Source organism: Pedobacter borealis DSM 19626 (assembly GCF_000708285.2).
In the GTDB taxonomy this organism is placed as follows: domain Bacteria; phylum Bacteroidota; class Bacteroidia; order Sphingobacteriales; family Sphingobacteriaceae; genus Pedobacter; species Pedobacter borealis.
The window spans coordinates 31,861-44,065 of sequence record NZ_JAUG01000008.1 but is presented as its reverse complement, the minus strand read 5'-3'; the positions used below and the strand labels follow the sequence as shown (position 1 = coordinate 44,065).

At 36.3% G+C, this 12,205-nt stretch carries 6 protein-coding genes; all 6 read right to left on the bottom strand.

Translation table 11 applies throughout. The features are described from left to right. Positions 1-21: 21 nt before the first annotated feature. The 6 genes from AW17_RS04045 to AW17_RS04020 all read right to left on the bottom strand — a co-directional run bounded on the left by AW17_RS04045 (position 22) and on the right by AW17_RS04020 (position 11,620). Entirely contained in the window at positions 22-1,473 is a 1,452-nt protein-coding gene (locus tag AW17_RS04045; RefSeq protein WP_029274838.1) for a SusD/RagB family nutrient-binding outer membrane lipoprotein, read from the bottom strand. 23 nt (positions 1,474-1,496) lie between these two features. After that, a complete protein-coding gene (locus AW17_RS04040) occupies positions 1,497-4,634 on the bottom strand; it encodes a SusC/RagA family TonB-linked outer membrane protein (protein WP_245235007.1) in 3,138 nt (1,045 codons plus the stop codon). 343 nt (positions 4,635-4,977) lie between these two features. Continuing rightward, on the bottom strand, positions 4,978-5,706 hold the full coding sequence (locus tag AW17_RS04035) for a hypothetical protein (protein WP_157280204.1): 729 nt from the start codon (positions 5,704-5,706) through the stop codon (positions 4,978-4,980). A 190-nt stretch (positions 5,707-5,896) separates the two neighbouring features. Next, positions 5,897-6,856, bottom strand: coding sequence for a DUF1735 domain-containing protein (locus tag AW17_RS04030; RefSeq protein WP_029274835.1), 960 nt, complete (start codon positions 6,854-6,856; stop codon positions 5,897-5,899). Positions 6,857-6,863: 7 nt separating this feature from the next. Continuing rightward, positions 6,864-8,462 carry a SusD/RagB family nutrient-binding outer membrane lipoprotein gene (locus AW17_RS04025; protein ID WP_029274834.1) on the bottom strand — a complete coding sequence of 533 codons (1,599 nt, stop codon included), beginning with the start codon at positions 8,460-8,462 and terminating at the stop codon, positions 6,864-6,866. 11 nt (positions 8,463-8,473) lie between these two features. After that, the gene (locus AW17_RS04020) at positions 8,474-11,620 is read right to left on the bottom strand and encodes a SusC/RagA family TonB-linked outer membrane protein (protein ID WP_029274833.1); all 3,147 of its coding nucleotides are present in this window, start codon (positions 11,618-11,620) and stop codon (positions 8,474-8,476) included. Positions 11,621-12,205: the final 585 nt, after the last annotated feature.

Below are 12,205 nucleotides of genomic sequence, written 5' to 3'. Positions count from 1 at the left end.
CTAAAATGTACTTAATATTTGTTATTTACCCCACCAAACCTTTACACTTGTTTTAATAAGCGGCTTAGGCTGATTAGGATTTGCGTTTCCTTCATTTGAAGTATAAACATAACGCAAAGGAATTACTCCATTGTTATCTCCAACAGCATTTAATGCAGGAGCTAATACCGGGTATCCGGTCCTTCTGTAATCGTTATAAGCTTCGATACCATTACCTACCCACGAAAGATATTTTTGAGTGATAATTTGTTTAAGCTTATCTGCATTAGTACCACTCAAAGTAACAACAGTAGGGTTATCAGTAAAATATTGAGTAATTTCTGCTGTAGTCATTCCAGCTTTAGTCATCGAAGCTCTTATGCCCGCCTGATATAAGCTATTTGCGTCACCAGCTGTACCTAATAATAAAGCCGATTCAGCCAAGATGAACTTTCCTTGGAAATTGGTTAACAACCTAACCGGTGCTTCACCCGCAGTACCAACCACGTATGTATTATACATGGACCTAGTAGCAAGCGTTGGCGCAGCAACAGTAGAACCATTTTCGTAGGCAACAAATCTTGTACCCAGTGGCTTAGTATAAAACTTAGACAACCTAACGGTATCATTAACACTTTTAGATAAAGCTAACAATCTCGTACTTAACATTTCACCATTCTTAAAACTTCCAGAAATGTCTTGAACATACATTGGGTTCTGGTTAGTAACAGCTGAGCTAAAAGGTACCATTAAATCATACTGATTATCATCAATATAACCTTCAGCACTAGCCAGTACGCCATCGATCTGGGCTTTTGCCAATGTTGGGTTTACACCTGAAATCGTATTTGCGAATTTTAAGATTAGGCTATTTCCAGCTCTTTTCCATTTCGTTAACACACCACCATAAATTAAATCATCGGTACCTGGTTTTAATGCCGATGTTTTGTTTAAATCAGCAATACCACTTTTCACAAGATCAAATAGTGAAGTGATGCCAGCTCCTGAATTACCTTGGTAGATATCTGCTTGAGCGTCATATCTTGGCGCTGGGAAATCTAAACCGAAACCAGCTTGTGAATATGGAACGTCTCCCCAAAGATCTGTCATCACAGAAAAAATATAAGCCAATTGAATTTTAGCAATACCTGAATAAGCAGGATCTGTAGATTCAGACTGCTGAATAATAACACGTAAGTTATTTATACAACCTTGAAAAATCTCAAAATTCCATTGGTTATCAAATAAACCTGAGATATTATAACTATCATAGGTTAAGTTTTGATTAGCTAAGCCAGCATTATACTGCATCAAAATAGATGCACATCTACCTAATTCATTTGCATTAGCCCATCCAATTCCAATAGAGGTTGTTGGCAATAACACTTTAGAAGGCACCTTTAACGCAGAGTTTGGATTCTGGTTTACATCTAAAAATTTCTTGCAGGATGCCATCGACAATACACACGCTGCAAATAATATAATTTTTTTCATATTTAAATATTTACGATAGTTAATTAAAAAGTTACTCTTAAACTAGCCCCAAAGTTTCTTGTATTAGGTGCGCTTTGAAGCTCTAAGCCTCTAATATTGCCGGCACCTTGAGTTGAGACTTCAGGATCGATAGGGCTATTTGGGGCATAATAATAAAGATTTCTGCCATAAACAGTTAAGCGAATATTTTTAATAACGTTTGTTTTTAAAACTTTACCAGCTAAATCATAGCCAATGGTAATCTCTCTTAAACGGAAAGTTGTCGCATCATATACATTGAACTCACTTCCACCGATACCACCAAAACCTGCATTCCAATATGTTTGTCCTGGAATCTGGATGTTGTTAGGAGAAAAACTTCCATCTGTATTTTGGATAACTCCCGGCAAAATGTGTGGTTGTTCACGATCCTCTGCAGTGATTAATAATGATCCATTAGATCTTAACGTAGCTGCAGTCCATGAAATAATATCTCCACCTTTTTTGAAATCAACAAGTCCGGAGAAAATGAAGTTCTTATACCTTACTGTATTCGTTAAACCTGCAGTCCATTGTTTGTTTGGATCTGCAATAACTTGGTTTGGAATAGTTGCAGTACTGTAAAGACCTGTAGTTTTATCAACGATCAAATCGCCCGAAGGACTACGTGGATATTTACTACCTACAATTACACCATAAGCATAACCTTCATAAATAGTTGGGATCTGTCCAGTGAATGCATTACCAGCAACGGCAAATGAAGTTACACCTGGGGCAATTGAAACAACTTTATTTTTGTTTTTAGAGAAGTTTGCGGAGATATCCCAACTAACATCTTTAGTTTTAATCGCTAAACCACTTAATAATAGTTCGATACCTTTATTAGATACTTCACCAATATTTGTTAAGCGGCTACCGTATCCTGTTGATGCAGGCAATGCTACACTAACAATCTGATTTTTACTACCTTGTTTATAGATTGTTGCATCTAAGTTAATCCTATCCTTAAATAAACCCAAGTTTAACCCAAATTCATAAGAATTAGTGAATTCTGGTTTTAAATCAGGATTACCAATCGAACTGTTTGCACCAAATCCTAATATAGATCCATAAGGGAAACTAAAGCTTGCAGTATTATTCCCATAGCTACCAGAAGAATAAGATCTAGCATCTAACACGTAAGGATTAGCATCTTTACCAACCTTAGCATAAGAAGCACGAATTTTACCCATGCTTAAAATGTCTGATTTAATTTTAAATGCATCTGTAAACACAAAGCTTGTAGATACTGATGGGTAGAAATAAGTGTTATTAGCAACAGGAAGAGTAGAAGATTGGTCAAAACGGCCAGTCAGTTCCAAGAATAAATAGTTATTATATCCCAATGAGATCTGTCCATAATAACCTAATAATCTTCTTCTTGTCGTACTTTCACCAGAATTAGTGAAAACTTGTCCGTTTGCAACATTAGCATAGTCTGGGATAGTTAATCCGACACCTGATACTGTAGCATTTTGGAAATCTCTTTGGTTGATATTCTGCCCTAATAACGCAGTAGCATTCAACCCTTTTGTAAAAATATTTTGCTTTTTAGCTGTGATAAGTAAGTCACCATTTAACTCACTTCTAAAGAAGTTATCTTCAGTTACGCTACCAGCAGAACTTGCCGCCTGAGTTGAACCGATAGCTACATAACGTTTACGCCTATCAGTATAAGTATCTAAACCTAAGCGATAACTAACGTTCAACCAGTCTAAAACATCATAGCTTAAACTAACGTTACCTAAGAAACGAGAAACTCTACTTTTAAAAGAATTTTCATATGCTGCAAAATATGGGTTATCGCGACCTGTAACAAACCAATTATTCGTACCATCAGCATTTTTATAATTGTCTCTATAATAAGCCAAATCTGTTGATCTAGTAATTCCGAAAACCCCAAACATACTACTGTTTGCACCATTACCCTGAGTTGTAGCACCGTTTTGGAAAGTATTGAAATAATTTGCAGAACCATTAAGATTTAACTTTTTGGTTAGCTGAGAACCCGCACTAAATCTTAAGTTAACTTTATCAAAATCAGATGCGGGCAAGATACCTTTGGTTGTTGAATTACCTGCAGAGAATGCATAATTATTTTTAGCGTCACCGCTTACGATTGAAATATTATTATCCCACGTATGACCTTGTGCGAAATATGTATTAAAGTTATCTGGATAGCTAATATACGGCAATACATCACCAGGTTTGTAAGTTACGCCATTAATTACTGGGTTTGTGCCTGCAGCAGCGATTAAACCATTTGCAACTGTTGGTGTTGTGCCAAATCTATTACCTAATGAAAATGTTGAGGTTGGAGAAAACACCCCACTAGAACCTTGGCCAAATTCATTTTGTAATTTAGGAAATCCATAAACATTTTGCACACCATAGGCAGAATTAACTGTAATGTCTGTTTTACCAGCCGCTCCTGATCCTTTTTTTGTGGTAATTATAATTGCACCTGCTGATGCTCTCGAACCATAAAGTGCGGCAGCAGCTGGGCCTTGCAGCACGTTTAAAGACTCGATATTGTTTGGGTCAATATCCAAAGCGCGGTTAGCTGGCTGATTACCATACAAAGTATTGGTAGTTTGATCTACATCATTGCTAATCGGAATGCCATCTATTACGAATAATGGTTGGTTTGAGCCAGATAACGAAGACATCCCCCGTAAAATAATGTTAGTTGAAGAACCTGCGCTACCACTCGCGCCAGTAATCTCCACGCCAGCAATTTTACCTTGTAAAGCATTAAGGAAGTTATTATCTCCTCTATCAACAAGCTGCTCCCCTTTAACATTCTGTGTGGAATAACCTAAGTCTCTTTTGGCTCTTTTTAGACCTAGAGCAGTTACAACCACTTCAGATAAATCTTTAGCATCAGGTACTAAAACCACATTTAAGGTATTGCCCGCACCAATTTTTAGAGTTTGTGTAGCATAACCTAAGTAAGTAAATTGTAAAATAGCTGACCCAGCCGAAACACGAAGACTGTATTTACCATTTGCGTCGGTCATCGCCCCACCTTGCACACCCTGAACCTTAACGCTTACTCCGGGAAGTGGCAGTTTGTCGTCAGACGAGATAACAGAACCAGTAATTGTTCGTTCTTGAGCAATTGCATTAAATGCAATAAACATCAACACGAACAAACTTTGTAGAAGTTTTTTCATGAAATTTAAGTTAGTAAATGATTTAGTTTGTTTTAAAAAGCCTTAAATATAATCGCGTTTTATAGATTTTTAACAAACATTAACAAAACAAACTTGTATTTGACTTTTAAATGACACAGACAAAATACTTAGCAATCATGTCTTTTAAAATCTACTTTTATGAGAATAATGTGTTCTGACACGATTAAACAACTATTGGCCATTGGTATAATTCAAAATGTTTAAATAACAAAAGGAACGATTGCAGTCGTTCCTTTTGTTATTTAACTAATGAATATCACTAGGAAGTTTTCCTCCATTGGCTACTATGCTAGTATACCCAAATAAATCTCTGTTTTATTCCTGGCTTTTGTGCAAAATCTATTTTGGCCTTAACCGAAAACACCGATGCATAATTTACACCTTTATAACTTGAAGGAATCCAGTCAATATCAAATGTTTTTTCAGAAATAATTAGACGTTTGGTTACAGGAATCCCATCAACAGTATAACTTGCTTCATAACTGGCTTTACCATTTTTATCAATATTGGTAATTAGATCCGCATCAAGTGTACCATCTGCATTTTTATTATCCTTTAGGATCACCCTTTTTAATTCTGTTGCCAATAACGAAATATACTGATCGATTGATGAAATGGGGACAGGGATACTCGCTTTTTCTTTTACTTCTGGATCATCGGTTTTCACTTCAACCTTTAATCGATTAATGCTTACCGTATCTAAATAAAGCAGTTTTTTAAGGTCGTAATTGTAGCGAAGAAAAACATTTCCATTATCGTTAAACGCATACCAATTACCTGATCTTACATTATCTTTATAAACTCCTCTTAAAAAAACTTTATCGTCATTCTTCAAAACAGAATAAACGCCCTCTAGTTTTTTAGCGTCGTTCATTGCATAAACAACCTTCGTTTGATCAGAAAGAACGGATGTTTTTTGTTCCTGGGCCTGGCTTAATTGTGCAGATGCGAAAAGTGCAACGGCAGCAAAATAAATGTTTTTGTAAATATTCATAATGGAGCTAGTTAGTTTGAACATAAATATAGTTAATTTTTAAATTATCTATTTCCTTTTTTTAAATTTAAACAACAAAAATCCCTGTAAATTAGTCTATTGCATAAAATTATTAATTAAAAAAACAGCCCCCAACTATAAAGATGGGGGCCGTTTGAAGTTAGTAGATTTAACGAATGGTTAAAATCATTAATCGTCCATTATTTGGATTCTTTTATCTAGATCCTTTGTAAACTAATCTTGCTGTAATCTTTAAAGGACTGAAACCAGGCTGTGTCATAAAATACGTTACAAACACATTGTGCGTTGCAGGATCAAAATAGTTATTAGCCGTAAGATCAAGATTCATTGCCCTACCATTTGCCGGTGCAATATTGGCGTTGGCAGCTGAGATTACTTTATTCGTAGCCGGGTCGAATTCTAATACCAAATTTGTTGAACCAAATCCACTGGTACCATTTGTACTGGTTAATAATGGAATTAAGAAGTCTCCGTAATAAGTATTAAACAGATTATCCTTAGAAGCACCTGTTGTTCTTAGTTGAACATCATTTGGATATTTAAATTCCGTACCTATTAAGAATGTTGGTCTATCAGGCGCTTCGTGAAGGGCGTAGTATGTATAAACACCATCAAATTTATTTTTCGCTCCAAGATTCAATAAGATTGTACTGAAGTTTCCACTAATGATACCAGAAGAAGCTGAGGTAATAGTTAGAGGCAATACCTCTGAAACGGCGAAATCAAAAGTTGAAGGCTTTAACGCAATATTGAAAGTTGCTTTGCTGGTACCAGCTTTGATCACTACTTCATTTGTTGATAAAGTATAGCTAACAGGTTTCAGCATTACATAATGATTAGAAGTCGCAGTATTGTATTCATCAATTTTTGCTTGGCTACCTACAGTAAATTTAACTGTGATATCCTGAGGTGCTACTGCTTCTGGCCCAGAGTAACTGATTGTTATTGGGAGTGTAGGCGTAGACGCCGCATCATAAGAGAAAACGTACAAAGGAGACGGCGTTCCATTAACAGCTATTTGCGCTGGATTGGCAAATTCGATAACGTTATGGCCTTTTGCAGGATCCAACACCAAGCTATCGTCTTTTAAACAAGAGGTAAGTGAGGTTACCGCAAGTAAAAGTATTATAGATTTAAAAATATTTTTTTTCATGTCTTTATTAATTTAAGTCCCAAAAAATACGTGATCCAAATAACGTTACTGAAGGAACGTTAGTAGGGTTTAAGTTATACTCAGACTGAGGATAAAGAACCCTTCCAATCAATTTATCTGGGCGTGTTGAAACAGATTGTTTAGATGCAAACGTTAAAAGAGGATCTTGTGATCCATTAACAATTGCTGGATAAGTTGTACGCTTAAACTCATTAAAGGCTTCGTCGCTGTGGATTACATTCAAAGCAATATACTTTTGAGTAATAATAGCTTCGATTTTTTGATCTGTAGTTAGCGCTAAATCAAAATTTACTAAGCGGCTAGCAGTATTGGCCGTTAAATAAGTTGTAACATCAGCACTTACATTTTTACTTGCATCAACCACATTGCTCTGGTTTTGGTATAAATAGTTAAATGATGCGGTAATACCTGCAGTGAAGGCATTTTTAGCGTTACCAGTTAAATATCCTCTTGTATAAGCCTCAGCTTGTAAAAAGTAACTTTCGGTAGCCAACAATAAAGGTTGACCTTGAGAGGGTCCTTTTGCCACACCCAAACCCGGTGTATTTGCATCAACACCCGTGAACCATGAAGTAGACCCTGAAGGAGGGACCTGACTTGAAGTTGTATTTTCTTCACCTAATTGGTTAACAGCTGTAGCTGGGTAACCTCTGTAGATAACCGCGCCACGTCCCGGGTCAGATAACTTTAGACCATTATAGAAACTCATTATCCACCTTGTTGGGATTGCCTGCCCCTGAGACCTAGCATTATCTGTACCAAATGCAAGACTTCCATAATTAGGATTTTGCTGACTAATACCTTGTGAATTTATTGCTTTAACATAGCCAGGATTAACCAATGCATCTGTAGTCAAGAATCCAATCGTTGTATTTAAAGCGGCAAATTCAGTAGTTGCATATGATGCTTGTGCAGGAACGCCAGCCATTTTGACCAACATTCTTAATTTCAGCGTATTGGCAAACTTTTTCCATAAGTTCATATCCCCTTTAAACAAAGGATCGGCACTTGCAGCAACAGTATTTGCTACAGTACCAGCTTGAGCAGCTGTAATAGCATTAATAGTAGATGTAAGTTGAGAAATTAAGTCTTTATAGATATCTTCAGCTTTATCATACTTTGGCGTTAAAAGGGCATTTCCTTTTAATGCTTCTGTATATGGTACATCATTGTATTGATCTACAATTTTCGAAAAAATGAAAGCTTTCATTATCCGGGCAATAGCCGTTGAATAGGCTAACGAGGGAGTACCAGAAGTATTATCGATTACATATTGATAATCAAGGGCATTGTCATATGAAGATGAAAATCCCGTAACAAAACTTCCTGCAGTATATGCATAAGTTACACCTGCTCCATACCCACCAACACCATAAATATTAGCAGCAAATCCCCCTGGGAAATAGTATGCAGCATTTAATGCTTGGACAATAGAAGCAGACCCTACAATTGCCTGAGGCAAAACAAGCGCAGGTGTTGCTGTAGTTGCATTATTTGTATTAGTATTTATATCAAGGTATTTTTTGCATGCTGAAAAGCCAACCGCAACGGCACCTATCAATAAAAGGTTTAAAATCTTTTTCATATTAATGTGTGTTAAAATGTTAATGATAAAGTTGCTCCGTAGAATCTAGCTGGAGGCGTTTGGCCTAAGTTAACAATACCAATACCATTATTATCAGAACCTGCAGAACTGTATTCAGGGTCAGTATAGATATTTGTTTTAGGTGTCCAGATGAATAAATTTCTACCTTGCACGCTAATGCGGGCAGCTTTTACATATTTTAAATTGCCCAAAACAGATTTAGGAATATCGTATCCTAATGATAGCTCTCTTAATTTCCAAAACGCTGCAGAGTAAACGTAGTTTGTACCTACTGCTGTATTGGTTGGTCCGTTAGTCCAGAAATCTACACCACCTGTTCTGGTGGTAATGTTTGTATTTTCAACATAAGTATTAGTAGCCGGATCCAAATATGATGAGTTTGGCACCACAAAACGTTCACGGTTGAAATAAGTAGTTCTGATACCAGCACCAGAGAAATCATAACTGCCAGAGCTTTGTGCCATTACAAAACCACCTCTATATTCAAACAAGCCAGTTAAACGGAATCCTTTATAGGAAGCGGCTACATCTAAACCTATGCGGTGTCTTGGCTCCGTATTCCCCAAAATAATTGTACCAGTTGTATTGCTTGGAAATCCAGTAATGCGATCAACAATGATTCTACCCTGAGAATCTCTAACATAGTCAGATCCTTTTAATGAAGGGAATGATTGACCCTCAATTGCCCATACTCCTAAACCAGTTGTTGCTGAACCAGATAATGAAATCTGGCTTAATCCGTTACCAATTGATAGAACTTTATTTTGATTATAAGTATAGTTTGCACCAACTGAAACTTCTAATCCACTTGTAGGGTTTCTAACTGGAACAACACGAATTGAAGTTTCTACACCTTTGTTTGATACCTCACCAGTATTGGTTAAAAATTTAGTAAAACCGGTAGAGCTTGCAATATCGATAGGCACAGTTTGATCTGTTGTACTAGTATTGTAATAAGTAAAACTACCTGTTATTCTTGATTTAAATAAAGCAAAATCAACACCACCTTCATACGCCAAAGTCATCTCTGGTTTAATGTTTGCAGAAACAACTTGACCGCCTAAAGTATATCCCGGAATTCCATTAAAAGGATATCCATAAGCCGAACCAAATGTTGGCAATAATGAATAAGCACCAAAGTTAGAGTTGTTACCTAAGTTAACATTACCCACTTTAGACACACCACCTCTAATCTTTAATGACTCAATAACGTTTGAGTTTTTTAATAAAGGAATTGCATCAGATGCAATGAATGAAATATCTGCAGATGGGTAGAAGAATGATCTGTTTTCAGCAGACAAAATTGACCTCCAGTCATTTCTACCTGTAACGTGTAGGTATAAATAGTCTCTGAAACCTAAACGGACATCACCATATAAACCGATTTGCCTGGCTTTATAATCAGCTTCACTGGCACCAGAATTACCTAAACCGTTGTTTATGTTAAAGAAACCACCTTGGGCTAATCCCCCATTCGTATTAACATTAACCGTTTTGTAAGTATTTTGTCTAATCGTACCGCCACCAATCACATTTAATGTGAAATCTTTAGACAGTTTTTTAATATACTGAGCGATAAACTCTGGGTTGATTTGGGTATTAAAACCAGACGATTCACTTACTCCCCCCACAACGTTTGAAAAGTTTGGTGTTTCTTTTAATCTGTAGTCTGAATAAGTAAATTTATCTGTTGTAGATTTATTTGCAAAACTACGGTTTGATAAACTTGCTCTAACCAATAAAGACAATTCTTTAATTGGATACCATTTTAACTGCACATTACCTGTTAAATAATCGTTACGCGTAATACTACGGTTGTTACCTAATGCAAAATAAGGATTTTGATAGTATTCATTATAGTATCCATCTGGAGTAGAAAAAGGATCGTTTTTATAATCACTATATCTTGTCAGTGGAATTTCACCCGGCGACTGAAGAACGTTATCAAAAACAGTAGCAATAGCACTTGATTGATTATAACGGTTTTGAACATAATTAGCGTTAAAACTGAATGTGACATTGTTACCTAAATTACGCTCTCCGTTAACACGCATGGTAAACCTATTATATTTATCACCAGGAACTGTACTTTTTTGATCAAAATACTGCCCAGAAAAATAGTATGTACCTTTATCGTCTCCAGAAGAAACGTTAAAATCTGTTTGGTTTGAAACACCTGTTTCCCAGAAAGCATTTTTATTCTCATCAGCATTGAATGAGTAAGGTACTGATTGGATAGATCCATCTGCTAAAGGTTTACCTATTGGGCGCACAACACCGTCAAATGCTGGACCATATTGTTGGTTTTCAAACGGGGTATAGGTTGGTATATCATCATTTCCTGTACCAGAGCCAAAACGCTCTTGTAACTGAGGCAAGAAACTTACTTGCTCTACGTTAGTGGTATGGCTTACATTAATTGTAGAACTTCCTCTTTTCCCTTTTTTAGTTTGGATAATTAATGCACCATTAGAAGCGTCTGATCCATAAAGTGCAGCAGCACCCGCGCCATTTAATACTTCAATGTTCTCAATATCTTCTGGATTTAAGTTCCCTAAGATATCACTAGGCACGATTACGTTATCAACAACAACCAAAGCCTGGTTATTACCCAATAACGAACGGTTACCTCTTAAAACTAAACGTACGCTAGGATTAACACCACTACTTACAGCATTTACCTGTAAACCGGCAACTTTACCAGTTAAGGCACTTGCTACGTTAAAGGCTTTACCCTGAGTTAGCTCTTCAGCTTTTACGGTAGTAGATTGGTTACCCTGTTGACGACGTTGAATGGTGATACCACCCGCAGTAACCACAACCTCATTTAAAGAGGTGACATCTGAATTTAAAACAGCGTTAACAACATTGTTTGCAGGGATAACAAACTCTTTTGTTGCATAACCTAAAAAGGTTACCACTAAAGTTTTACCATTTTTGGGAACGTTTAGTGAAAATTTTCCGTTAGCGCCCGTTTGAGCACCTAAATTAGGGATTTCTTTTACCCTTACCGATGCACCAGGTACAGGAAGTCCATCTTCCTGAGATGTTACTGTACCAGATACTGTTCTTTCTTGGGCAAACGCCGAGGAGGCGCATAGCACAAGAATGAACAAACTTTGTAGAAGTTTTTTCATAATTTGAAAATAGGTTAGTTAATGATTTTTTTACTCACTAAATATAGCAGAGATCAGCAACATTTTAACATAATTTAACAAGCCGCTAACATATAATGACTTTATTATGACAAAATAACCGTATTACAAAAAAGACAATTTATGAATTATCCCGACAAAAAGTGAATGATCAAGATGCTATCTCTTGACTTTTATTGGGTTTTAAAGAACTAGAGTACGAAAACCTCCAGACCGATTTGGTTTTCGAAAAAAAACTATGCCAAAAATATTGTTAATTAGAAATCAATTCATGTAAACAAATATTCACACTTGACTATTTAGTATTCTTCAATAAAGTGATTAAATAATATTGAGCTTACAATTTGCCTTATTTTTTCGACGAACCAGGGGGGGCGCTTTCAGCCGCTCCTAAAGAAAATGCTTTTGTGCAAATCGACGCATTTTTGACCTCATTCAGTCAAGTATAGATGCAATACTTCACTTAAAACAAATTGTTGTTGCACCTTTACTAAAAAGCGTTAATTTCATAAAAAATCCCTGTTGACGACACATTGTCATCAACAGGGATTACTTTGTATCTGGATT

What these genes read in the sequence shown, in the direction of transcription:
- AW17_RS04040 (WP_245235007.1), bottom strand. Translation starts at nt 4,634, where the DNA reads ATGTTTATTGCATTTAATGCAATTGCTCAAGAACGAACAATTACTGGT.
- AW17_RS04020 (WP_029274833.1), bottom strand. Translation starts at nt 11,620, where the DNA reads ATGAAAAAACTTCTACAAAGTTTGTTCATTCTTGTGCTATGCGCCTCC.
- AW17_RS04035 (WP_157280204.1), bottom strand. Translation starts at nt 5,706, where the DNA reads ATGTTCAAACTAACTAGCTCCATTATGAATATTTACAAAAACATTTAT.
- AW17_RS04030 (WP_029274835.1), bottom strand. Translation starts at nt 6,856, where the DNA reads ATGAAAAAAAATATTTTTAAATCTATAATACTTTTACTTGCGGTAACC.
- AW17_RS04045 (WP_029274838.1), bottom strand. Translation starts at nt 1,473, where the DNA reads ATGAAAAAAATTATATTATTTGCAGCGTGTGTATTGTCGATGGCATCC.
- AW17_RS04025 (WP_029274834.1), bottom strand. Translation starts at nt 8,462, where the DNA reads ATGAAAAAGATTTTAAACCTTTTATTGATAGGTGCCGTTGCGGTTGGC.